Origin of the sequence: Salibacterium qingdaonense, assembly GCF_900114715.1 — a bacterium.
GTDB lineage: Bacteria > Bacillota > Bacilli > Bacillales > Marinococcaceae > Salibacterium > Salibacterium qingdaonense.
The window spans coordinates 160,835-183,776 of record NZ_FOTY01000004.1 but is presented as its reverse complement, the minus strand read 5'-3'; the positions used below and the strand labels follow the sequence as shown (position 1 = coordinate 183,776).

Sequence of the window (22,942 nt, the reverse complement as noted above, 5' to 3'; positions counted from 1 at the left end):
CATGTTTGTAACGGATAAAGTGAATGTTCTGCGTGAACAGGCGGAAAAAACAGCGGCACCAGGGTATAGGGCGGTGGAAAGAACGGCGGAAGCCAATCAGCGCCGCCTGCTTCAGATTTTTCATAAACATAAGGCGTCTTCTGTTCATATACAGCAGGCATCAAGTGGATACGGGTACGATGATATCGGACGGGAAACACTGGATAATATATATGCCGATGTATTTGGAACCGAAGCGGCCATCGTGCGGCCCCATTTCATTTCGGGAACGCACGCCATTACCGCTGCGTTGTTTGGAGTACTACGCCCCGGTGACCACCTTCTTTATGCAGGAGCGCCGTATGATACCCTTCAGACGGCAGTCGGGCTGAATAATGAAGAAGCAGGAACGATGAAAGAGTACGGGATGGAATGCTCGATTGCACCACTTGATAAGAATGGGGTTCCTGACCCGGAGATCCTGCTTTCGTGTCTCGAGAAGAATACGAAAGTCGTCGCGCTGCAGCGCTCCAAAGGATATGATGACCGGCCGTCTCTGTCGATAACGAAACTAAAAGACACCATTTCCCGCCTCAAAGCGCACCGTCCGGATATTATTGTGTTTGTGGATAACTGCTACGGCGAGTTTGCCGAAGAAGAGGAGCCGGGTCATGCCGGTGCAGACCTGATTGCCGGCTCTTTAATAAAAAACCCTGGAGGCGGCATCGTCCGAAGCGGCGGCTATATCGCGGGGGCGCAGCCGCTTGTGGAACAGGCATCGTCACGTTTTGCCGCGCCGGGAATTGGTCTTGAGGGCGGAGCCATGTTCAACACCCTTCCTGAGATGTATCAGGGACTGTTTATGGCGCCGCACGTTGTCGGACAAGCACTGAAAGGAGCGTTGTTCACCTCTGCTCTTTTTGAACAGACCGGGTTAAAAACGTTCCCTTCAACCAGCGAAGCACGGACCGATATCGTGCAGGCTGTGGAATTTAAAGAAAAACAGAGAATGGTCCGGTTCTGCCAGGCGGTGCAGGAAGCATCACCGGTGGATGCGATGGTGCAGCCCCAGCCGTCACCGATGCCCGGATACGCCGATGACGTCATCATGGCTGCCGGAACGTTTATTCAAGGGTCGAGCATTGAACTGACAGCAGACGGACCGCTGCGTCCGCCGTACCGGGCTTACGTGCAGGGTGGTCTGACCGCCGCCCATGTCATTTATGCGGTGACACACGGAATCGAGACGCTGCTTCAGGAAAAACTGATTACACTCCCGGCAGAATCGGATATGTGATTTTTCATGTAAAAATAGTTAACATGTCATTGACTAAAAACCTTACATCGTGTAAGATAAACATAACTTAAATGAGGAAAGGAGGCAGCCAGATGAATGATCATATCCGGCGGAACATGCCTTTATTTCCTATAAGTATTGTGAAAAAACTGACAGAGCTGTCGGCCAGGCAGATTCGGTATTATGAAGAAAATGGATTGGTTCATCCCTCCCGTTCGGAAGGAAACCAGCGCCAGTTTTCTTTCAATGATGTCGATAAACTGCTCGAGATTAAAAGCCTGATCGAACGGGGAGTGAATATTTCCGGTATCAGGGAAATTTTCGAACTCCGGGTTGAACAAGAACAGAAGAAACCTGCGCCGGCGCTTAAAAACACCGAAAGCATGAGTGACAAAGAACTGAGGCGCCATCTGCAGAAAGAAGTGATGATGGCTGGATCCCAGGGCAGGTCCTCTATGATTCAGGGACAGCTTTCACGATTTTTTCATTAGTTTTGATGAACCTTCTTCTGCCGTCCGGCGGAGGATTTCATATTCATTTTATCTACAAGAGAGGAGATTACGTCATGGCCACTACAAAAAAAGACATTATGAGAATGGCTGAGGAAGAAAACGTAAAATTTATTCGTCTGCAGTTCACCGATCTCCAGGGGATTATCAAGAACGTGGAGATCCCGTACGACCAGCTTGATAAAGCGCTGGACAACCTGATGATGTTCGACGGATCCTCCATTGAAGGTTTCGTCCGCATCGAAGAATCCGACATGTACTTATACCCGGATCTTGAAACATGGGTTGTGTTCCCGTGGACTCCGGAAAAAGGCAAAGTGGCACGTCTCATCTGCGACATATATGAACCAGGCGCTCCCGGCGAAGAACCGAAGCCGTTTGAAGGAGATCCGCGCGGTGTGTTGAAACGCGTGCTGAAAGAAGCGGAGAACCTCGGTTATACAGACTTCAATATTGGACCGGAGCCGGAATTCTTCCTTTTCAAAAACGATGAAAACGGCGAGCCTACCATGGAACTCAACGACAAAGGCGGTTACTTCGACCTTGCTCCGACCGACCTCGGGGAAAACTGCCGCCGCGATATCGTTCTTGAACTCGAAGACATGGGATTTGAAATCGAAGCGTCGCACCACGAAGTGGCACCGGGACAGCATGAGATTGACTTCAAATATGCAGATGCTGTAACGACGTGTGACAATATCCAGACGTTTAAGCTGGTTGTTAAGACAATCGCAAGAAAACACGGACTGCACGCAACCTTTATGCCAAAACCGCTGTTTGGCGTGAACGGCTCCGGTATGCACTGCAACATGTCCCTTTTCAAAGGCAAGGAAAACGCGTTTTATGACAAGAAAACCGATTCCCAGCTCAGTGAAACAGCTATGCAGTTCCTCGCCGGCATCCTTGAGCATGCTCAGGCTTTTACTGCACTTACGAATCCGATTGTTAACTCCTACAAGCGTCTTGTGCCAGGCTTTGAGGCTCCTGTATATGTTGCATGGTCGCTTCGAAACAGAAGTCCGCTCGTCCGGATTCCATCTTCCCGCGGCATGAGCACGCGTATTGAAGTAAGAAGTCCGGACCCGTCGGCCAACCCATACCTTGCTATGGCTTCCATGCTTGCAGCCGGACTTGACGGCATCAAGCGCAAACTCAGCGCTCCGGAACCGACAGACCGCAACATTTACGTTATGACGAGAGAAGAACGGGAAGAAGAAGGAATCAAGGATCTCCCGGGAGATCTGCGCGCTGCACTTGATAACCTTCTCGGCGATGAAACACTCGTCAACGCTATCGGCTCCCATGCCATCGAGCACTTTGCCGAAGCAAAAGAAATTGAATGGGATATGTTCCGCTCCCAGGTTCATCCTTGGGAAAGAGAGCAGTTCCTTTCCACGTACTAAAACGTATAAACCCCTGTCACCAATGTGGTGGCAGGGGTTTTCTGTGTTTGAGTGCTGAGTGAGCTGGTATGAGCGCATATTGATGGGTAAATGCGTGGGATCTAATAGAGAAAAGGAAGGAACGCTTTGGAATCCATATAGAATGAAATCGATACAAAAACCCCGGGAACCAAAGAAAAAAGCACTCGTTTTCTACGGACTTTTCATTTATGTTTGGTTTTGGCTGATGGAAGAAAAAAGGGGGGTGGTAAAGTGATTGAGGTGTATAAGACAGGCCCCGTTCCACAAAAATGTGGAACGGGGCCTGACTGCTGCGTGATAAATGATTCCATCCGGCGGTATAAGTATTAATGCAGGTTGCGGAATACGCCGGATACTTTTCCGAGAATAGTACAGTTATCAAGAATAATAGGTTCCATTGCAGCATTTTCCGGCTGGAGACGGATATAATTATCTTCTTTGTAGAACCGTTTCACTGTCGCTTCAAGCTCTTCTGTCATCGCGACGATAATATCTCCGTTATCAGCTGTCTGCTGCTGTTTTACGATAACCATGTCCCCGTCATAAATCCCGGCTTCGATCATGCTGTCCCCTTCAATTGTCAGGACGAATACTTTTTCATCGGAAACCATACGATCAGGTAGAGGAATATACTCATCAATGTTTTCCACCGCTGTAATCGGCTCCCCGGCCGTGACTTTCCCGAGAACCGGAACGTAGACCGCCTGACTTTCAGATATGGATACATTGTCATCTTCCAGTTCAAGAACTTCAATAGCCCGCGGTTTCGTCGGGTCGCGGCGTATATAACCTTTGTTTTCCAGTCTGGCAAGATGGCCGTGGACGGTGGAGCTTGAAGCAAGTCCGACCGACTCACCTATTTCCCGGACGGAAGGAGGATAGCCCTTCAGTTTTACTTCATCTTTTATATAGTCGAGAATCTGCTGTTGTCTTTTTGAAAGCTTAGGCATAGGCTGCACCTCTTTTTCCATAAATTTATTGTGTTTATTATATCATGGAAAACATACGTCCGCAAACACCCGTTCTAATTTTTCCTTGACGGGAACAATAGTTCTTTTATATACTGATATTAGTTGAAGGCAGAACAGATATTCTCATAGTTGGAGGGGTCGAAATGAATTTTGGATGGAAACGGATCAGCTTACAGGAATGGATGATTCTGCTGCTGTTTATTCTTTCTATTATTACGCTGATTGCTGTGGTGGAATGGTCGCAGACGACGGAGGAGACGGGTGGATATGCCGATACTGTAAAACAGGAGGAGCCGTCTGATATACTTAGTTATGACTGGACGGTAAATTACGAAGAGAAAGCGAAGGAATAATATGACAAGCTGCATGATATACTGCCGCGTCAGTACTACGAAAGAGACTCAGCAGACCTCCCTGAAACGTCAGGAGGAAGAACTGTTTCAGCTGGCGCAGAATAATGGGTTTCATATCCGGCAGACGATTAAGGAGGAAGCTGGGGGCTATACTCTTGAAAGGGACGGGCTGCTTGACATGATGGACCTGTTCAGCGCGGGTGAAGCAGATGTTCTCTGCGTTCAGGACGAGACGAGGCTGGGCCGCGGAAATGCAAAGATTGCCCTTTTGCACCAATTGTCCGCGCTGAATGTGCCGGTTTATACTATACGGGATGAAGGAAGACTGCAGCTGTCGGACAATGACACCATGCTGATGGATATTTTGTCCATGGTGGAAGAACAGCAGCGGCGGCTTCACAATTTAAAGATAAAGCGCGGGATGAAGCGCGCAGTGGAATCCGGCTATCATCCGGAGGACAACCTTCCGGAAAGCGGCGGCGGAGGAAGAAAGAAAATCGAAGCGCCGCTTGAAGAGATTATCCGGCTGCGCAGCCGGCAGCTTCCTTTTTACGATATTGCCGCCACGCTGCGGGGACTTGGTTACTCTGTATCAAAAGCAACCGTCCACCGGAGATATAAAGAGTATATCGAGGGGCGGCATACATATGAATCGAATCAGGAGGAAATGGAATAAACGTGCTTTTCAGTATAGTGGACTGCTTTTCATGCACCCTCACTGTAAGCAGATTCGTTTGCATTTCAAAACGTTCTGATTTACATTGAATGTGGAATGATTAAGGAGCAAAGGGAGGGTAATCTAGGCCTATGCTTTCTCAGGAAAAGATTGACCGGATAAATGAACTGGCCCGCCGGTCCAAAACGACAGGATTGACAGAGCAGGAAGAAAACGAGCAGCATGAACTTCGTAATGAATACCTGGCGAAATTCCGTTCCTCGTTCAAAAGTCAGCTGCAGTCTGTTAAAGTGGTGGATCCCGAAGGGGACGATGTCACGCCTCAGAAACTGGAAAAAGCGAAACGAAACAATCCTCATTACCGCAGTTAACAGCAAAGTCTTTCAACTGCTTATAGATTACAAAATTGTAAAACCCTGATGAGCTGCTTCATTCATCAGGGTTTTTTAAGGTTCCTCCTATCATTGGTGTTTTGTCCAGGCTTGTGCATTCGGGCATTTACATTTATGATAATAGAAGAGGTACAATATACATATAACGTTTTCCGAAAAGAAAGGCAGGGAACATAATGAGCGCAAACAATGTAGAAGAACTCGCCGTCAATACGATACGAACCCTATCGATAGACAGCGTGGAAAAAGCAAACTCAGGCCATCCCGGTCTCCCGATGGGGGCGGCACCGATGGCGTATAAACTCTGGTCCACATTTATGAACCATAATCCGGACAACCCGGACTGGTTTAACAGAGACCGTTTCGTGTTGTCGGCAGGTCACGGTTCTATGCTTTTGTACAGCCTTCTTCATCTCTCAGGCTATGATCTTCCGCTGGAGGAACTCAAAAATTTCCGGCAGTGGGGCAGTAAAACACCAGGCCATCCGGAGTTTGGCGACACCCCGGGAGTGGAAGCGACTACCGGTCCGCTTGGACAGGGTATCGGTATGGCTGTCGGAATGGCGATGGCAGAACGTCAGCTTGCAGCAACTTATAATACCCAGGATTTCCCCCTTGTCGATCATTACACGTACGTTTTATGCGGCGACGGGGATCTGATGGAAGGCATATCTGCTGAATCGGCTTCGCTTGCAGGCCACCTGCAGTTAAGCCGTCTTATTCTCATGTATGACTCCAACGATGTATCCCTGGACGGAGATCTTCATCAGGCTTTTTCAGAAGATGTTCTGAAGCGGTATGAAGCTTACGGCTGGCACACCGTTTTCGTTGAAGACGGCACGGATCTGGCAAGTATTGAAAAAGCATTGCAGGAAGCAAAAGACAGTGACCGCCCATCCCTTATTGAAGTGAAAACGGAAATTGGTTTTGGTGCCCCGAACAAAGGCGGTTCAAGTGCGGCCCACGGAGCTCCGCTAGGGGAAGATGAAGTGAAACTTGCAAAGGACTCCTATAAATGGTCCTATGAAGATTCTTTTTATATTCCTCCGGAAGTAACAGAACACTTTGCCGGTCTGAAAGCAAAAGGAGCAGAAAAAGAGAAAGAATGGAACAAGCTGTTTAATAAATATAAAGAAACATATCCAGAGCTTGCAGAACAGTTCCGACTTGCTGTTCAAGGAGACCTTCCAGAGGACTGGGCACAGCATCTTCCTGTCTACACAGATGAAAAAGCGGCAACACGTGCAGTGTCCGGGGAGGCACTTCAGGCATTGTCAAAATCGGTGCCTTCGTTGTTCGGCGGTTCGGCCGACCTTTCCGGCTCCAACAAAACGCTGATTAAGGAAGAAACGGATTTCAGCAGAGATAATTACCGGGGACGTAATATCTGGTTCGGTGTACGTGAGTTCGCCATGGCAGCAGCAGGAAATGGACTGAAGCTCCACGGCGGTGTTCATCCGTATGTTTCCACGTTCTTGGTGTTCTCGGATTATCTGCGTCCCGCTCTGCGTCTCAGCGCTTTAATGGAACTCCCGGTCACGTACGTATTCACCCATGACAGCATTGCCGTCGGAGAAGATGGTCCGACCCATGAACCGATTGAGCAGACATCTTCTCTTCGTGCCATTCCGAATCTAAACGTGATTCGTCCGGCAGACGGAAATGAAACGGTCGCTGCATGGAAGGCGGCTCTGCAGAGCACCCACACTCCGACAGCGCTGGTGCTGACAAGGCAGGGTGTGCCTACACTGCCCGGCACGGCTGAAAATGCGGAAGACGGTGTCAGAAAAGGGGCTTATATTCTCGCTGAAACCAACGCGAGCCCCGACGTATTACTTCTTGCTTCCGGATCGGAAGTATCCCTTGTATTGAAGGCGGCACAGGCACTGGAGAAAGAGGGCGTTCAGGCGAATGTGATCAGCATGCCGAGCTGGCATGCCTTTGATCAACAGCCTGTCTCCTATCAGCGTGAGGTACTTCCGGAAGGCGTGCCGGCGCTGGCTGTTGAAATGGGGGCTTCCCACGGCTGGTATAAATACACAGGAGCTTACGGAGGCGTGCTCGGTATTGACCGTTTTGGTGCATCAGCACCAGGTGATGTCAACATCGAGAATTTTGGATTCACGGTCGAAAACGTCACGGCCCGGGTGAAAACCCTTCTTGATTCCAAGTGATGACAAAGAGACTGTCTTTTTCTGGACGGACATTCCAGAGAAGGGCAGTCTTTTTTTTTTATTTTGACAATAGGTCCTTTCGTTACGTCGAGAAAAAAGAGGTATTCGACAAAAAAAGTTGTTTTTATATTCAGAAAATGACAGGTCTTTCACGCATTATTGGTTATGCTGGTCTTGTACATCACACCAGCCGCTGCTCCCGATAAGAGGTGAAAGGAGTGCATATCCATGACAAGATATCAACTGATTATCATTACAAAAGAAGTGGCGCTTCAATATTACCAGGCCGAGGACAAGCTTTACCGTTTATTTCTCGATTACCATCAGGCTTATGAATGGGCGCGCCCACTTCTGGAAAAACAGATTTACTATATCACCGAGCCTCTGTTGTATCCATACTTCATCCATTCACTCGATGAAGATTTGCAAAAAGCAGGGTTTCTGAAAAAAAACCGTGACGCTTACACGCGGGCGCAAACCGGCAGCACGATTTTTCTGGACGACCGGCAGATTATTTTTAATCATGCCGGAGATGCCAGAGAAGAGTGGCAGGTGTTTGACTGCTTCAAGAAAATTTCTCCTTACTTCTTTGCGGTAAATATGAAAAAACAGACGTATGGATGGCTTAAGCCACTTAAAGTATATTCCGTTTTATGAGCAAAAAAAGGAGTTTCTCTTTCCAACAGTCCGGGGATACGTTATAATTATGAAGGTGAATTATTGTAATGATGATATACGTATCGCTGTAACGTAGTAGAAGGAGGAAATGAACGGGATGGACTGGCTTTGGTTTGTACTCGTCGGTGTTCTTTGTTTATTGGCGGGTGCTGCATTAGGGTTTTTTATCGCCCGCAAAACAATGATGAATTACTTAAAGAAGAATCCACCCATTAATGAGCAGATGCTCCGGGTCATGATGATGCAGATGGGACAAAACCCATCACAGAAGAAGATAAATCAAATGATGAAAGCTATGCAGAAACAACAGGATAAAAAATAGCTCAATAAGGCTGCTTTTCCGGACGCAGACGGTATAAAACGGCTGCCGGGAAAGCAGCCTCTGCTTGAGGTTTTTCCGGGATGAGATTGCATCCCGGCTTTTTTTCGTTGTATCATGGAAATAATGACATGTAGTAGATAACCCTGCTGCTTTGGCAGTCAGGGAATGGGAGTTGGCCTTAATTATGAATGCCATGCTGCTGTTATCCACTGCCGGGGCTGCGATGGTGGCACTAGCCGCCATTTTTATCCGCATGAAAGCCATCAAGAGACCGGCAACGGTAAAAAAAATCATACTTCCGCCATTTTTCATGTCCACTGGTTTTCTTATGTTTGTATACGAACCGACCAGGCTCGAACCTTCGCAGATTTTTGAAGCATTCAGTGTCGGGGTCGTTTTCTCCCTGCTTCTCATGAAAACCTCCCGTTTTGAAATACGGGACAGTGACATTTACATGGTCCGTTCCAAAGCGTTTGTGTTTCTTCTTTTCACGCTGCTCGCAGCAAGAATCGTGTTTAAGCTGCTGATAGGAGATGCTATTAACGTGGAGGAGCTGGCGGGGATGTTCTTTATTCTTGCCTATGGCATGATTATTCCGTGGCGCATTTTCATGCTCGTTCAGTTCAAAAAAGTGGAAAAGAAAAAAAGGCTGCAGAGCAGTAGACAAGCTCCGGCGCATTCGCATTAAAAAGACCGCTTCGTTTGATTGGAGCGGTCTTTCGCACGGGTTATAGAAATAAATGTTCATAGGGGGATACATCAATCTGTTTTTCATCCAGTTTCTTTCGAAGGAATTTATGATCCCGCTTCGGAGTGGCCGTAATGTACCCGCGTATCAGCAGGTCCTCATCAATCCGCCGGGCGCGCTCTTCAAGTGCAATTTCCCCGACCTTACCGGCTATTTTCTCCCGGGCGGTATCGCGGAAAAGTTCCGGCACCGGTTCCACCAATTCTTCCAGGAGGTCTTTTTTATCCTGCGGCCACAAATGGATGGTTTTTTCGAGATAATGATCCTGCCAGTCGAGGATGGAACGGCCGTCTTCTTTGGGGAGCCTTTGCAGAAATTTGCGAAACATGAAATACCCGCCGATAAACATCATGACCGTTAAAAATACCGACCAAGCCACAATAAACCACATAAACATATCAGAAGGCATCTGTTTCACCTCGTCTTCGTTCATCCTAACGATATTTTATCATAAACAGTTTTAAAAAACATAGACCGGGCTTTCATTTTTATATTATACGTACCGGGACTTCTGGTACACTGAAAACGGCAGAAAGGAGAGAATCATGGCTGAAAAAAATGTGAACGATTATCTGGAAGAAGGTATTTATGGTCCGAAGGAGTTAAAACCGGATGAAAAACGCAGGTTTCTGGGAACATTCAGAGAAAGGGTACTGCTTGCGTTGACGAAAAAACAGGTGATGAAAAAAGGAACATTTCCGGAAGTGGAACAGATGCTTCATGACCACCCTGATGCGGTGATGGTTGTGAACGGAAAGCTTGGGTATAAAGCGCTTTCGGCCTACACGAAACTGGCCTCCTCGTACGGGGTGGAATCGCAGCGGATAACGTCTCTTGATAAACAAAGTGATATAGGGCTCGTGCTTGCCAAAGGGGAAGCTGTTCACAAAGAAGAAATATTTGTAGAGGAAACCGAAACAGAACAGGGACGTGAGGAAGAGCAAAAACCGTGGTGGAAAAAACTGTTCGGTCTGGGATAAGAAATGGCGGGACCGTCTGGGAATCGAACCCAGCGGAGACGTCACGCGCCTCCCGGAAGTTTTGAAGACTTTGGCGTGCACCAGCATCGCAACCGGCCCCGTATTTCGACACGGGATGTATTTTACGCCTTCCTCAAAAACAATGCAACAACTCCGTTTCATTTTCGTTGGTTTTTTACGTGTAGTAAGATAAAAGATAAAGAAGGCGCTTGACCGAAAAAAGGCGGGAATAGATATGGCAAAGCGTATGTATACCATTGGGATGGCCGGACATATTGATCACGGGAAAACGGCGCTGACCAAAGCACTTACAAATTATGACACCGACCGTTTAAAAGAAGAAAAGGAGCGGAATGTTTCGATAGAACCCGGGTTTGCCCCGCTCCAATTGAGAGAGGATATGGAAGTTTCCATTATCGATGTTCCGGGGCATGAACGTTTTATCCGGCAGATGATCGCCGGGGTAGCGGGTATTGATGCGGTCGTGTTGACAGTTGCGGCAGATGAAGGCGTTATGCCGCAGACGAAAGAACATCTTGAAATATTATCTCTTCTTGGCGTAACCGGGGGGCTGATTGCCGTCACAAAAGCAGATAAAGTGGAGGACGATCTTCTGGAACTGGCCGGGGAGGATATCCGGAGTGAGGTGCAGGGTACTCCTTTTGAACAGGCGGAAATGGTATTTGTCGACAGTATGACCGGAAACGGTATAGAACAGACGCGGACGGTTATGACGGATATGCTGGACCGTCTGGTTGTCCGTGACGCCAGAGGAGCTTTTCGTCTGCCGATTGATCAAGTGTTTTCTGTTCATGGGCAGGGAACCATCGTGCGCGGCACAGTGTATGAAGGTCAGATTGCAGAAGGAGACATAGTGCAGATGCTGCCCCTGCGAAAAAAAGGAAAGATCCGCCAGCTTCAGCGTCACGGTGTCCGCGTACCAAAAGGGATGGCAGGTCAGCGCCTGGCCATGAACCTGGGTGGAGTGGATAAAGAAGAGCTGAAGCGGGGTGACGTTGTTGTCTCGGCGGAACATTACGTAACGACCACACGGTTGAACGTCGTGCTTTATACCTCAAAAGAAGCAGTATATGCGCTGAAACAGCGCGGCCAGGTAAAACTTCACCTCGGTACGGCCGAGGTGTTCGGCACAATCGTTTTTTTTGACCGGAATGCGCTGGATGCCGGCGGAAAACAGGAAGTGTTATGTCAGCTTGTGCTGGACGATCCGGTCGTAACAAAAAGGGCGGATCGTTTTATTTTACGAAGGCCTTCCCCGATGGAAACGATTGGAGGAGGCTGGGTTCTGAATCCAAATGCTGAACGAATGCGTTTTGGCCGGGAGTCTATCGAAAAGCTGGAGCAGGAAAAGCAGGGCACTCCGGAAGAGCACGTGAAAGAAGCGCTCCGCGAGCATAAGTGGTTGAACGTCGAACAGCTGGCAAAGGAAACCGGACTGCTGCACGAAGATGCCGAGGCAGTTGTGGCAAACCTGTCTCAAAAGGGCCGGGCTAAAACGTATGATAACAAAAAAACGGTTCTGCAGGAGCTTTATGACGAATACATCGGGGACATGCTGTCGGAGCTTCATACTTTCCACGAGCAATACCCCCTCCGCATCGGGAAAAATAAACAGGAGCTCTCTCTTTTTGCGTCAGGGGAGCTGCCTAAGGAACTCGCCGAACGTTTTTTGGAAGAAGCTGTGGAACAAAAGGAAATATCACGGCAGAAACAATACGTTGCAGCTTTTTCTCATACTCCTTCCTATCCAAAAGGATGGGAACGCAGAATGGAACAGGCCCGAAGCAGCTGGCATCAGGACGGCATCGCTCCGAAGCCTTGGGATGAATACATGGAAGCACAGGGGATACCGGAAAACTTGAGAAGCGAATTTCGCTATGCACTTCTTCAGTCCGGCGAGGCTTCATCCATGGATGACAGGCATATAAGAGATGTTTCGAAACTGCAGGAGGCAGCGGACATGCTTCATGCTGCCTATCCGGCGGCCTTTACCTTGCAGCAGGCAAAAGAGGTGCTGCCTGTGTCGAGAAAGTTTCTCGTTCCTTTTCTGGAGTGGCTTGATGAACAGAAATGGACAAAATGGGAAGAAGAACAACGAGTCTGGAGAAACCTATATGACAGCCATGTCTGATCCGCTCGAGATTCTTTATTTGACGCCGTATTATTATACCGGAAGAGGAAACGCGGCCACAGCTCAGCGCATGAAAACCCACCTGGAACAAGCAGGGCACCGTGTGTTGGTGCATGCGTTTGAAGAAGAGGAAGAGCCATTGGATGAGAAGCTTGAACAAGCAGATATTGTGCACGCCCTTCATGTACGGCGGACCGCGGAATTTGTGGAAGCGTACGGCCTGCATATCAAACAGCCGCTTGTATTAACGAGCGGCGGGACAGATATTAATATTGATCTGCACGATACCGAAAAAAAGCAGAACATGGAATGGCTGCTGATGAGAGCCGGCGCGTTAACAGTGTTTACCGAAGATGCAAAGCAGGAAATACTGAAAGGTTTTCCGTGGCTTTCAGATAAAGTGACGGTCATACCCCAGGCTGTGGATGTGCCGGAAGGAGAGCCGGAAGCGCCCCGGTTTTTACCGGCAGGATCACCGAAACTACTCCTTCCGGCCGGTCTGCGGCCAGTAAAAGACATATTTTATGTATGCGGCGCTCTGCAGGAGAACATCTCCCGGTTCCCGGGCCTTCAGTTACTGGTCGTAGGAGAGGGGATGGATGAACAGGTGCAGCAGAATGTGGAGAAAATGGAAGCGGAGCTGCCCTGGTTCTCCTGGCATCCGCCTGTTAAACGAACGAGTATGAAGGCATTTTATGAATGGGCGGATGTCGTGCTGAACACCTCAGTTTCGGAGGGGCAGCCGATGAGTCTGCTCGAAGGTATGGTTCTCGGGGTTCCTGCTCTTGCGAGAAAAAATGGCGGCAATGAAAGCATTATAGAATCCGGCAGCAACGGCTGGCTGTTTTCATCACCAGAAGCTTTCGTGGAGATTCTTGATGCGTTGATGCAGGATTCTTTATTGTACCGCCGGGTTGCCGGGGGAGCCGAAAAATACGCTGTCCGGTACCATCACCCGGAAGAAGAAGCGGCCAGGTACACGGCGCTGTATGATTCGCTCCGGCAGTGAGTACCCATTCCCCGGCACATCGTATTTCTTTACATATATCCTGAATAATGATACTTTATCTGCGCGTTCTTGTTCGATGACCGAATAGAGAAAACAAAGATACCAAAACAGGGGGTACATAAAAAATGAAAAAGCCATTAATCGGAGTATTTGCTTCGTTTGTGCTTATGCTGGGAGCATGTGGCGGGGGAACAGAAGGCGAAGCAGGAAACGAGGGATCAAGCAGCAGTGATTCCGGTGAACAATTGGAGGTAGCTGTGATCCCCGCCCAGTCGGCAGGGGAAATGCAGGACGGGCTGGATGCTCTTGAGACCACGTTGAATGAGTCGATGGACAGCGGTGTCTCGGTGGATCACTATCCAAGCTATAACGCGGTGGTGGAAGCCTTGAATTTCGGCCGTATCGATCTTGCTTATTTAGGTCCGCTCACGTACGTCATTGCCAATGAAGAAAGCGGGGCCGAAGCGATCCTCACCCAGGAAATTGACGGCAAGCCGTACTACTACTCCTATATTATCTCCCATGTTGACAAGCCTTGGAACAGTCTTGATGAAATGCTGGAGCAGCCGGGTGACGTCAATTTTGCGTTCGGCAGTGTATCTTCTACTTCCGGTTCGTTAATGCCGGGCCTTGAGCTGAGGGACCGCGGGGTTTTTGAATCGGAGGAAAACAATGAATTTGCCTCGGTTCGTTATACCGGATCCCACGATGTGACAGCCAACGCCGTAGTAAATAATAAAGTGGATGCCGGTGCGATTGACAGTGCGATTTACAATGAGCTTGTAGAAGCAGGTACGATTGATGAGAGTAATGTAAAAAAAATCTGGCAGTCGGATCAGATTTATCAGTACCCATGGGCGGCGCGGTCCGGCATGAGTGATGAGCTCAAACAGCAGTTTCAGGACGCTTTTACGTCCATTGAAGATGAACAGATTCTTGACATCTTCGGTGGCGCGTCGGCCTTTGTGGAAACGGATCACAGCAGTTATGAAGATATTGCCCAGGCAGCTTCAGACTTTGGCATGCTGAACATGAACAGTGTCGAAGAATAGCGGCCGTATGATGTAAAGGAGCAGAAGAAATGACCTGGTTAAAAAAAAGAGCGTGGGTATACGGACTTCTGCTTGTCGTGTTTACTTGGTGGAGTATGAAAAAAACCGAATTTGAATGGAGCAAATTCCAGGAGTTCGGTAATGCTGTTACATTTGTGCGCGAACAGTTTTATCCACCTTCCTGGGACATATCCCCGAATTTGATTGATCCGGCACTGGTAACGCTTGCGATTGCATTTCTCGGTACGTTTTTTGCACTTTTGATTGCGGTTCCGCTCAGTTTTGCGGCAGCCAAAAATACCGCCGCAAATCCGGTTCTGTATTACCTGCTCCGTTTTTTTCTGTCGATTCTCAGGTCTATTCCTGAAATTGTGTTCGGGCTTATCTTCGTCGTTGTCCTCGGGCTTGGACCGTTTCCGGCGGTGATTGCGATTCTGCTTCACAATATAGGTGTTCTCGGCAAACTGATTTCGGAGCTTATTGAAGCGGCTGATCCGGGCCCTCAGGAAGCAATGAAATCGGTCGGATCCGGACGGCGGATCGGTAATCTTTTCGCGGTGGTCCCCCAAATCTGGCCAAACGTTTTATCACATTACTTCTACCGGTTTGAAGTGGCGATCCGGACGTCTTTGATTCTTGGTTTCATCGGAGGCGGCGGGATCGGTCAGCAGCTGATTAATGATTTCAACAGCTTTAACTACACAGCTGTGACCGTTGAAGTCCTGTTTATTATGGTGCTTGTTATCGCAGTGGACCTGTTCGGGGCTTTTGTCCGGAAACGTGTTATTTAGCCTGATGGAAAAGAGGGATGGGATTGATTGAGCTGGACGATGTGACAGTATATTACCCAAAAGCAGAGGAGCCGGCTGTGAGCCGCGTGAATCTCTCGCTTCAGCCCGGGGAGTTTGTGTGCGTTCTCGGCCCAAGCGGTGCCGGCAAATCAACATTAATCCGTACTATAAATGCGCTTCAGCCGGTCACATACGGGCAGGTACTCATCCAGGGGGAAAATGTAGATGAGATGTCCGAAGCACAAAAGCGGGCGTGGCGCAGCCGGGCAGGTATGATTTTTCAGCATTTTCATCTGATTCCAAGATTGACGGTACAGCAGAATGTACTAACGGGATTGTTTGGAAAACGCCGGGCATTTTTGAATGCCGCCGGCTTTTTCAGTCAGAGGGAAAAGGAAAAAGCTGAACGCGTCCTCAAAAAAGTGGGATTGGTTGATATGGCCCGGCGCCGGGTAGAAGCATTAAGCGGCGGACAGAAACAGCGCGTTGGTATTGCGCGCGCTCTTATGCAGGAACCGGAGGTGTTTCTTGGAGATGAGCCGGTGGCAAGCCTGGATCCGGGAACGGCCCGGTCAGTGTTTGGCATACTGAAAGACGTACATGACAAACAACAATTGATGTCGCTCATTAATGTCCATGATGTTGCTTTAGCCAAATCCTTTGCGACAAGGGTCATTGGGCTTGTCGGCGGGGAAATGATTTATGACGGCCCGCCGGATAAACTGGACAGCCGTAATTTGGAAATGATTTATGGAAAAGCGATCCATGCTTGAAGAAAAAAACTGTACTGGGCACCAGAGACCGATGTCCATATAAAATGGAAATTCTAAAAAACGCTTCCGATTATCAATAGCAATAATCGGAAGCGTTTTTTACCTCTTCAAAGGCTGTTATATCCCAGTTTGCGTTCCCTAAAACCTTATTTTATTTGAATGGGGTGGTTTTTTTGCTGCTCCACTACGCCGATGACGGCCGTGTCGGTTTTTCCCTGCTGGTGCATGGCTTTTACGTACTGGTCTGCCTCTTCAGGGTCCATTGCAGCAAGCAGTCCGCCTGACGTAACCGCATCACAAAGAATGCTGCCGGTGATTTCGGATACGCTTTCGTCTCTGCCTATCTGTTCTTTCAGATAGGATGCATTGGCTTTAGAGCCTCCAGGCATCACTCCATCCTCAGCCAGCTCGTATGCCCCTTCAAGAACCGGCACATCACCTGCGTAAAAAGTAAATGTTACATCGGAGGCATCCGCCATTTCAAAACCGTGTCCAAGCAGTCCGAAGCCGGTAACATCCGTTACGGCATGCGGATGGAAAGACTGTAATGTTTCCGCGGCGGTATCATTGAGCTCCGCCATCACATTGGTCACTTTTTCTTCCTGTCCGGGGGTGATCAGATTTCGTTTAATAGCCGTTGTAAGTATGCCGACACCTATCGGCTTCGTTAACACAAGCGCGTCACCGGGCCGGGCTCCTTTGTTGGCCCATACCTTGTCCGGATGAACGACGCCGGTAGCGGCTAATCCAAATTTTGGCTCCTGATCATCAATCGAATGGCCGCCTGTAATAGCTGCTCCGGACTCATCGACTTTATCGGCCGATCCTTTCATAATCCCGGCTAGAATTTCGTCGGGAAGATCGTTAATCGGGAAGCCGACAATATTAAGAACAGTGGTCGGTTTTCCGCCCATCGCATAAATGTCGCTCAATGCATTTGCTGCGGCAATCTGGCCGAACATATAAGGATCATCGACAATCGGAGTGAAATAGTCGACGGACTGAACGAGAGCGATGTCATCGGTTAATTTATAAACACCGCCGTCATCGGATGTATCCACCCCTACAATAAGGTTGGGATCTTTTTCTCGTTGCGGCAAATGACGCAGTACCTGCGTCAGGTCCTCAGGACCGATTTTGCATCCTCAACCAGCTTTTGTAGAAAGGCTGGTTAATTTTATTTCTTCGCCTCTGCTCACTGCATCCACCTCCTCGCTGATTTCATTACCATCAGTATAATTGGTTTGTTTGCATGTACACAATCAATACACTAAAATTAGGTTAAAAATCAGGTTTAGAAAGGAAGATAAACATGAAAATCACCATTGAATTCTGCATGCAGTGAAATTATGCTCCAAAAGCCGTGGGTCTCGCGGATACTTTATACAACGTTCACGGAGCAGCCATCGATTCGATAGAACTTATCACCGGTTCCGGCGGTGTATTTGAAGTGACCGTGGATAATAAAAAAGTTTATTCCAAGAAAGAAACCCGCACATTTCCGGATGAAAATAAACTGGCTGAAGAAATAGGCAGGGAGCATGGATGAAAGCGGACAGACGGTGCGGGTTATGAAACAAGCCGGCTGTTTTTTTCCGGCATATGACTCCCGAAAGTGCAGGTGAACCCAACGTGAAAGATAAGCTGAGATGGATACCCCCTGTGCACGATTTGCAGAATAAGGATAGGTTTCAGTGGTTAAAGGAAGAACTGGGAAATGAAAGTCTGTTGACAGATTGGTTCCGCGCAGAAATAAAGATGCTGAGAGAAGGGTGGCTTCAGGAATCAGGCCCTGATCTTTCTTCCCGGGAAGAGGTTGAAACCTATTTGTTTCAGCAGGTATCCGACCGTCTTCATGCCTTCGGTGAAAGCCGGTTGAAGCGGGTTATTAATGCGTCCGGCACTATTCTCCATACGAACCTCGGAAGGGCCAACATGAGCACGGAAGCGGTCAAAAAAGCCGGAGAAGCAGCTGCGGGCTACTCCAGTCTTGAATATGATATCGCTTCGGGCAGGCGCGGATCACGGCATGATATTCTGGAAGATTTGATTCAGACCGTCACCGGTGCTGAAGCTGCCATGGTTGTTAACAATAATGCCGCTGCTGTTTACATGGTGTTAAAAGCACTGGCTGAAACAAAAGAAGTGATCGTCTCCCGCGGACAGCTCGTTGAAATAGGCGGTTCGTTTCGTGTATCTTCTATCATGGAAGAAAGCGGAGCAAAGCTGGTGGAAGTAGGCACGACGAATAAAACCCACCGCAGTGATTATGAAAGGGCAGTTGGTCCGGATACAGCGATGCTGATGAAGGTACACACCAGTAACTTCAAAACGATTGGATTCACCGAAGAAGTACCGCTTTCAAAGCTCACAGAGGTGGCTGCCGAACAGCAGCAGGAAATGATTGTTTATGAGGATCTTGGGAGTGGTGCTCTGTATGATTTTAAAGAGCACGGCATTGGATCGGAACCGACTGTGAAAGAAGCGCTTGCCACAGGTGCCGACCTGGTGACTTTTTCCGGGGACAAACTTCTCGGCGGTCCGCAGGCAGGAATTATAGCGGGCCGCAAAAAATGGATCGACCGTTTAAAAAAACATCAGCTGGCACGGGTGCTGCGTGTGGATAAAATGACAATTGCGGCGCTTGAAGAAACATTAAAAGCCTACGCAGGGAACAGGGAAACAGAGATACCGGCTGTGCGTATGGTACTTGAAACAAAAGAGGAAGTGAAAGAGCGTGCCGAAACATTTCTGGATTCCCTGCAGCTGTTGACGTGGGAAGCGGCTGTGGAAGATGAATACTCCAGAGTCGGAGGTGGAACGATGCCGGAAGTGGAACTTCCAACGGCCGTTGCCGCCATTACTCCATCTACTGTCTCTGCCGAGGAAGCGGCTGCGTGTCTTCGTACGTATTCCGATCCTCCTATCGCAGTCAGGGTAAAAAATGAAAAAATACTGGTTGATATGCGTACGCTGACAGAAGAAGAAATGAAAGTGACGGCACAAGCGCTTTCCAGGATTGAAAAAATGAACCAACAGCAGTAGGAAAACGGTTTTTTCTTAAAAAAATTATTTATATTTGATGGAAGTTTTGCTATTCTTAAATAGGGAAAGCCCTGGCTTTTTGACAAACAGAACGTGGAAATCATTTATTTCGACATTTTTTCGTTTCTGTTCTATCATAGTTTAAGAGGAGGGACTACATATGAGTGCTTATCAGGATGTATTTAACGCCCGTAAGACGTTTACGTCCAACGGAACAACGTATCACTATTATGACATTAAAGCACTGGAGGAAGCCGGTTCCGGTAATGTATCGAAACTTCCGTATTCAGTGAAAGTGCTGCTTGAGTCGTTACTTAGACAGCTCGACGGCAAAGTCATCAAAAAAGAACATGTGGAGAGTCTTGCTGGTTGGGGAACAAAAGATGGAGGCAGCGAAGACGTACCATTCAAGCCGTCCCGCGTCATCCTTCAGGACTTCACAGGTGTACCTGCTGTGGTGGACCTTGCTTCTCTGCGTAAAGCAATGGCCGACATGAACGGCAGCGCAGACAAAATCAATCCGGCCATTCCGGTTGATCTTGTAGTGGACCATTCTGTCCAGGTAGACCGGTTTGGGACATCGGATTCACTGGAACAGAACATGAATCTCGAATTCGAACGCAATGAAGAACGCTACAAACTGCTCAGCTGGGCTACGAAAGCATTTGATAACTACCGCGCCGTTCCACCGGCTACCGGTATCGTGCACCAGGTGAACCTGGAGTATCTGGCTTCTGTCGTTCATACAAAAGAAACAGAGAACGGGGAAGTGGACACATTCCCGGACACACTTGTCGGAACAGACTCCCATACAACCATGATTAACGGCCTGGGTGTTCTCGGCTGGGGTGTCGGCGGCATCGAAGCGGAAGCAGGCATGCTGCAGCAGCCGTCTTATTTTCCGGCTCCGGAAGTCGTAGGTGTCCGCCTGAAAGGATCTCTTCCGAACGGCTCCACTGCTACCGACCTGGCATTGAGAGCGACACAACTTCTACGTGAAACGAATGTAGTAGGCAAGTTTGTTGAATTCTTCGGTCCCGGACTGAAAGAAATGCCGCTTGCAGATCGTGCCACCATTTCCAATATGGCACCGGAATACGGAGCGACCTGTGGTTTCTTCCCGGTGGATCAGGAATCGCTGAATTACATGCGTCTGACAGGCCGTTCCGAAGAACATATTGATATGGTCGAAGCTTATGCAAAAGCAAACGACATGTTCTATGAAGACGGAGCCGAAGAACCGGAATTCACCAAAGTGGTGGAACTTGACCTTTCCACCATTGAACCAAGTCTTTCCGGACCGAAACGGCCGCAGGATCTCATTGCGATGTCCGAAATGAAAAAGACATTCAATGAGGCGCTTACCGCCCCTGCAGGCAACCAGGGATTCGGACTGGCACCGGAAGATGTGGATAAGAAAGTCAAAGTCACGCATCCAAACGGCAGAGAGTCTGAAATGGAAACAGGCGCTCTGACGATTGCAGCTATTACAAGCTGTACGAATACATCGAACCCATACGTCATGATCGGAGCCGGACTGCTCGCGAAAAATGCCGTGGAAAAAGGCCTCGATGTTCCGGAATATGTGAAGACTTCGCTCGCTCCGGGGTCCAAAGTTGTCACCCGCTATCTGGAAGATTCAGGTCTGATGCCGTACTTGAACGAACTTGGCTTTAACCTTGTCGGATACGGCTGTACGACCTGTATCGGTAACAGCGGACCGCTTCCTGAAGAAATTGAAAAAGCCATTGCCGATAACGACATGCTCGTTTCATCGGTACTCAGCGGAAACCGTAACTTTGAAGGCCGGATTCATCCCCTTGTCAAAGCCAACTATCTTGCTTCCCCGCCGCTTGTTGTGGCGTATGCGCTGGCAGGAAACGTGAACTTTGACATGAACAATGAATCCTTCGGCAAAGATAAAAACGGAAACGATGTGTATTTTGAAGATCTCTGGCCTTCCGCCGAAGAAATCAAGAACTTTGTTCATGAAAATGTTTCGCCGCAGCTTTTCAAAGACGAGTATGACAGCGTGTTTGACAATAACGAACGCTGGAACAGACTTCAGTCCGACGATAACCCTGAACTGTATGACTGGGATGAAGAGTCCACCTACATTCAGAATCCGCCGTTCTTTGAAGAAATGTCGGAAGAACCGGATGACATCAAACCGCTGAATGAACTGCGTGTTATCGGGAAATTCGGAGACTCGGTTACAACGGACCATATCTCTCCGGCTGGAGCAATTGCAAAAGACAGTCCGGCCGGCAGATACCTGACAGAAAAAGGTTTGAAACCGTCCCAGTTTAATTCCTACGGGTCAAGACGCGGTAACCACGAAGTCATGATGCGCGGGACGTTCGCCAATATCCGTATCAGAAACCAGCTGGCTCCGGGTACAGAAGGCGGGTACACCACATACTGGCCGACCGGCGATGTGATGGCCATTTATGACGCCGCCATGAAGTACAAAGAGGATAACACCGGCCTGATGGTTATTGCCGGAAAGGACTACGGCATGGGAAGTTCCCGTGACTGGGCTGCTAAGGGTACCAACCTTCTCGGCATTAAGACCGTCATTGCCGAAAGCTTTGAACGTATCCACCGCAGTAACCTCGTATTGATGGGTGTACTCCCGCTTCAGTTCCAGGAAGGGGAGAATGCGGAAACATTAGGACTCACCGGAGAAGAAACGTTTAACGTGAAGGTAGACAATAATGTCACGCCGCACGAACTTGTTGAAGTGGAAGCCGCCGCACCGGATGGCACGAAAACCACGTTTAAGGCAGTAGCCCGCTTTGACAGTGATGTTGAAATGGATTATTACCGTCACGGCGGCATTCTGCAGCTCGTCCTTCGTGACAAGCTTGCAGAAGTGGGACAGGAAAAGAGAGTGTAACAGAATAAAGCCGGGCCTGACTGGGCCCGGTTTTTCCATTGTGTCCTTATAAATTTTCACGTACCGTAATTTATAATATAAACAAAACAAAGAACCAAACAAAATAAAATTCAGCATTTCACTTGTCAAACAAGCAGGCAGAACAGATAATAGTAAAAGGGACAGGTAGCGATTATTCAGGAGTGGACAAATGGGATGTTTAAATATGAATAACTCAAATAAGACAGAACGGCTTGTCTTAAAAGCAAAACCGGTCATTATAATACTGCTTCTGCTTTATCTGGCCGTTTTATTTTATGTTACACTGTTTGCCTGGAATTATGGTTCTTCTTATGGACCTGTGGGGCCGGGGGACAGGAACTATAATTTGGAACTTTTCCGCAGCATTTACAGTATCGCCGTATACAGTTCGGATGTAGTAGATCCTGTCGTCATTCTGGGTGGCAATATTGTGATGTTTTTTCCTTTCGGGGTACTAACGGCGCTGCTTCTGATACATAGTAAAAAAGCATGGTGGCTTGTGCCGGGGTTATCTGTTCTTCTTTCATTGTTTATTGAAATAAACCAATACATTTTCACCCACCGCGTGGCTAATGTAGACGATGTTTTACTGAATACTCTTGGAGGAATAACCGGTCTTTTGCTGGTTATGGTTGTTCGCAGATGGCTGCCGCGTTTTCGAACCGGAGAACTGCAAAAGGATAGTATGTAACTGTGA

General features: G+C 48.4%; 22 protein-coding genes, 1 tRNA gene and 1 pseudogene. 20 read left to right on the top strand and 4 right to left on the bottom strand.

From position 1 onward, the window contains the following. Position 1: 1 nt before the first annotated feature. The 3 genes from BM058_RS05595 (at position 2) to glnA (ending at position 3,188) form a co-directional block, all read left to right on the top strand. Positions 2-1,276: a methionine gamma-lyase family protein gene (locus tag BM058_RS05595; protein ID WP_090926040.1), complete on the top strand. Its 1,275-nt coding sequence runs from the start codon at positions 2-4 to the stop codon at positions 1,274-1,276. A gap of 92 nt (positions 1,277-1,368) precedes the next feature. Further along, positions 1,369-1,767 carry a MerR family transcriptional regulator gene (locus tag BM058_RS05590; RefSeq protein WP_090926039.1) on the top strand — a complete coding sequence of 133 codons (399 nt, stop codon included), beginning with the start codon at positions 1,369-1,371 and terminating at the stop codon, positions 1,765-1,767. Positions 1,768-1,841: 74 nt separating this feature from the next. Continuing rightward, positions 1,842-3,188 carry a type I glutamate--ammonia ligase gene (gene glnA, locus BM058_RS05585; RefSeq protein WP_090926038.1) on the top strand — a complete coding sequence of 449 codons (1,347 nt, stop codon included), beginning with the start codon at positions 1,842-1,844 and terminating at the stop codon, positions 3,186-3,188. A gap of 347 nt (positions 3,189-3,535) precedes the next feature. On the opposite strand, the gene lexA is transcribed toward glnA, so the two are convergent. Then, positions 3,536-4,159 carry a transcriptional repressor LexA gene (lexA, locus tag BM058_RS05580; protein ID WP_090926037.1) on the bottom strand — a complete coding sequence of 208 codons (624 nt, stop codon included), beginning with the start codon at positions 4,157-4,159 and terminating at the stop codon, positions 3,536-3,538. A gap of 164 nt (positions 4,160-4,323) precedes the next feature. Here lexA and BM058_RS05575 point away from each other — a divergent pair, with 164 nt between their 5' ends. From BM058_RS05575 to BM058_RS05545, 7 genes are all read left to right on the top strand, one after another. Next, entirely contained in the window at positions 4,324-4,533 is a 210-nt protein-coding gene (locus tag BM058_RS05575) for a hypothetical protein (protein ID WP_090926036.1), read from the top strand. Position 4,534: 1 nt separating this feature from the next. Then, a complete protein-coding gene (locus tag BM058_RS05570) occupies positions 4,535-5,209 on the top strand; it encodes a YneB family resolvase-like protein (RefSeq protein WP_090926035.1) in 675 nt (224 codons plus the stop codon). A 131-nt stretch (positions 5,210-5,340) separates the two neighbouring features. Then, entirely contained in the window at positions 5,341-5,580 is a 240-nt protein-coding gene (locus tag BM058_RS05565) for a DUF896 domain-containing protein (protein WP_090926034.1), read from the top strand. Between the two features lie 197 nt (positions 5,581-5,777). Next, entirely contained in the window at positions 5,778-7,775 is a 1,998-nt protein-coding gene (tkt, locus tag BM058_RS05560; RefSeq protein WP_090926033.1) for a transketolase, read from the top strand. Between the two features lie 228 nt (positions 7,776-8,003). Next, on the top strand, positions 8,004-8,432 hold the full coding sequence (sirA, locus tag BM058_RS05555; protein WP_090926032.1) for a sporulation inhibitor of replication protein SirA: 429 nt from the start codon (positions 8,004-8,006) through the stop codon (positions 8,430-8,432). A 118-nt stretch (positions 8,433-8,550) separates the two neighbouring features. Then, complete coding sequence (locus BM058_RS05550; protein ID WP_026701153.1) at positions 8,551-8,775, top strand: YneF family protein; 225 nt, start codon at positions 8,551-8,553, stop codon at positions 8,773-8,775. Between the two features lie 184 nt (positions 8,776-8,959). Further along, positions 8,960-9,463, top strand: coding sequence for a CcdC family protein (locus tag BM058_RS05545; RefSeq protein ID WP_090926031.1), 504 nt, complete (start codon positions 8,960-8,962; stop codon positions 9,461-9,463). A 40-nt stretch (positions 9,464-9,503) separates the two neighbouring features. On the opposite strand, the gene BM058_RS05540 is transcribed toward BM058_RS05545, so the two are convergent. After that, complete coding sequence (locus BM058_RS05540) at positions 9,504-9,932, bottom strand: DUF2621 domain-containing protein (RefSeq protein WP_090926106.1); 429 nt, start codon at positions 9,930-9,932, stop codon at positions 9,504-9,506. Positions 9,933-10,068: 136 nt separating this feature from the next. Here BM058_RS05540 and BM058_RS05535 point away from each other — a divergent pair, with 136 nt between their 5' ends. Further along, a complete protein-coding gene (locus BM058_RS05535) occupies positions 10,069-10,503 on the top strand; it encodes a YueI family protein (RefSeq protein ID WP_090926030.1) in 435 nt (144 codons plus the stop codon). Positions 10,504-10,507: 4 nt separating this feature from the next. Here the strand turns inward: BM058_RS05535 and BM058_RS05530 are convergent. Then, positions 10,508-10,603, bottom strand: a tRNA-Sec gene (locus BM058_RS05530). 135 nt (positions 10,604-10,738) lie between these two features. Between BM058_RS05530 and selB the strand changes: the two genes are divergently transcribed. The 5 genes from selB to phnC all read left to right on the top strand — a co-directional run bounded on the left by selB (position 10,739) and on the right by phnC (position 16,280). Continuing rightward, positions 10,739-12,655 carry a selenocysteine-specific translation elongation factor gene (gene selB / locus BM058_RS05525; RefSeq protein ID WP_090926029.1) on the top strand — a complete coding sequence of 639 codons (1,917 nt, stop codon included), beginning with the start codon at positions 10,739-10,741 and terminating at the stop codon, positions 12,653-12,655. After that, positions 12,639-13,664, top strand: coding sequence for a glycosyltransferase (locus BM058_RS05520; RefSeq protein ID WP_177195444.1), 1,026 nt, complete (start codon positions 12,639-12,641; stop codon positions 13,662-13,664). Before selB ends, BM058_RS05520 begins: the two co-directional genes overlap by 17 nt. A gap of 125 nt (positions 13,665-13,789) precedes the next feature. Beyond that, positions 13,790-14,716 carry a phosphate/phosphite/phosphonate ABC transporter substrate-binding protein gene (phnD, locus tag BM058_RS05515; RefSeq protein WP_090926027.1) on the top strand — a complete coding sequence of 309 codons (927 nt, stop codon included), beginning with the start codon at positions 13,790-13,792 and terminating at the stop codon, positions 14,714-14,716. A gap of 29 nt (positions 14,717-14,745) precedes the next feature. Further along, on the top strand, positions 14,746-15,507 hold the full coding sequence (gene phnE / locus BM058_RS05510; RefSeq protein ID WP_090926026.1) for a phosphonate ABC transporter, permease protein PhnE: 762 nt from the start codon (positions 14,746-14,748) through the stop codon (positions 15,505-15,507). A gap of 23 nt (positions 15,508-15,530) precedes the next feature. Next, the gene (phnC, locus tag BM058_RS05505; RefSeq protein ID WP_090926025.1) at positions 15,531-16,280 is read left to right on the top strand and encodes a phosphonate ABC transporter ATP-binding protein; all 750 of its coding nucleotides are present in this window, start codon (positions 15,531-15,533) and stop codon (positions 16,278-16,280) included. Positions 16,281-16,426: 146 nt separating this feature from the next. On the opposite strand, the gene selD is transcribed toward phnC, so the two are convergent. Beyond that, positions 16,427-17,479: a selenide, water dikinase SelD gene (gene selD / locus BM058_RS05500; RefSeq protein ID WP_090926024.1), complete on the bottom strand. Its 1,053-nt coding sequence runs from the start codon at positions 17,477-17,479 to the stop codon at positions 16,427-16,429. 158 nt (positions 17,480-17,637) lie between these two features. On the opposite strand from selD, the pseudogene BM058_RS05495 reads away from it, so the two are divergent. From BM058_RS05495 to BM058_RS05480, 4 genes and pseudogenes are all read left to right on the top strand, one after another. Continuing rightward, positions 17,638-17,829: pseudogene (locus BM058_RS05495) on the top strand (Rdx family protein); the annotation flags it as partial. Positions 17,830-17,912: 83 nt separating this feature from the next. Beyond that, positions 17,913-19,325: an L-seryl-tRNA(Sec) selenium transferase gene (selA, locus tag BM058_RS05490; protein ID WP_090926022.1), complete on the top strand. Its 1,413-nt coding sequence runs from the start codon at positions 17,913-17,915 to the stop codon at positions 19,323-19,325. Positions 19,326-19,485: 160 nt separating this feature from the next. Further along, on the top strand, positions 19,486-22,224 hold the full coding sequence (gene acnA / locus BM058_RS05485; protein WP_090926021.1) for an aconitate hydratase AcnA: 2,739 nt from the start codon (positions 19,486-19,488) through the stop codon (positions 22,222-22,224). A gap of 205 nt (positions 22,225-22,429) precedes the next feature. Next, positions 22,430-22,936 (top strand): VanZ family protein, encoded by a 507-nt coding sequence (locus BM058_RS05480; protein ID WP_090926105.1) that lies wholly within the window; start codon positions 22,430-22,432, stop codon positions 22,934-22,936. The last annotated feature ends 6 nt before the right edge of the window (positions 22,937-22,942 follow it).

What these genes read in the sequence shown, in the direction of transcription:
- BM058_RS05595 (WP_090926040.1), top strand. Translation starts at nt 2, where the DNA reads ATGTTTGTAACGGATAAAGTGAATGTTCTGCGTGAACAGGCGGAAAAA.
- BM058_RS05590 (WP_090926039.1), top strand. Translation starts at nt 1,369, where the DNA reads ATGAATGATCATATCCGGCGGAACATGCCTTTATTTCCTATAAGTATT.
- glnA (WP_090926038.1), top strand. Translation starts at nt 1,842, where the DNA reads ATGGCCACTACAAAAAAAGACATTATGAGAATGGCTGAGGAAGAAAAC.
- lexA (WP_090926037.1), bottom strand. Translation starts at nt 4,159, where the DNA reads ATGCCTAAGCTTTCAAAAAGACAACAGCAGATTCTCGACTATATAAAA.
- BM058_RS05575 (WP_090926036.1), top strand. Translation starts at nt 4,324, where the DNA reads ATGAATTTTGGATGGAAACGGATCAGCTTACAGGAATGGATGATTCTG.
- BM058_RS05570 (WP_090926035.1), top strand. Translation starts at nt 4,535, where the DNA reads ATGACAAGCTGCATGATATACTGCCGCGTCAGTACTACGAAAGAGACT.
- BM058_RS05565 (WP_090926034.1), top strand. Translation starts at nt 5,341, where the DNA reads ATGCTTTCTCAGGAAAAGATTGACCGGATAAATGAACTGGCCCGCCGG.
- tkt (WP_090926033.1), top strand. Translation starts at nt 5,778, where the DNA reads ATGAGCGCAAACAATGTAGAAGAACTCGCCGTCAATACGATACGAACC.
- sirA (WP_090926032.1), top strand. Translation starts at nt 8,004, where the DNA reads ATGACAAGATATCAACTGATTATCATTACAAAAGAAGTGGCGCTTCAA.
- BM058_RS05550 (WP_026701153.1), top strand. Translation starts at nt 8,551, where the DNA reads ATGGACTGGCTTTGGTTTGTACTCGTCGGTGTTCTTTGTTTATTGGCG.
- BM058_RS05545 (WP_090926031.1), top strand. Translation starts at nt 8,960, where the DNA reads ATGAATGCCATGCTGCTGTTATCCACTGCCGGGGCTGCGATGGTGGCA.
- BM058_RS05540 (WP_090926106.1), bottom strand. Translation starts at nt 9,932, where the DNA reads ATGCCTTCTGATATGTTTATGTGGTTTATTGTGGCTTGGTCGGTATTT.
- BM058_RS05535 (WP_090926030.1), top strand. Translation starts at nt 10,069, where the DNA reads ATGGCTGAAAAAAATGTGAACGATTATCTGGAAGAAGGTATTTATGGT.
- selB (WP_090926029.1), top strand. Translation starts at nt 10,739, where the DNA reads ATGGCAAAGCGTATGTATACCATTGGGATGGCCGGACATATTGATCAC.
- BM058_RS05520 (WP_177195444.1), top strand. Translation starts at nt 12,639, where the DNA reads ATGACAGCCATGTCTGATCCGCTCGAGATTCTTTATTTGACGCCGTAT.
- phnD (WP_090926027.1), top strand. Translation starts at nt 13,790, where the DNA reads ATGAAAAAGCCATTAATCGGAGTATTTGCTTCGTTTGTGCTTATGCTG.
- phnE (WP_090926026.1), top strand. Translation starts at nt 14,746, where the DNA reads ATGACCTGGTTAAAAAAAAGAGCGTGGGTATACGGACTTCTGCTTGTC.
- acnA (WP_090926021.1), top strand. Translation starts at nt 19,486, where the DNA reads ATGAGTGCTTATCAGGATGTATTTAACGCCCGTAAGACGTTTACGTCC.
- BM058_RS05480 (WP_090926105.1), top strand. Translation starts at nt 22,430, where the DNA reads ATGAATAACTCAAATAAGACAGAACGGCTTGTCTTAAAAGCAAAACCG.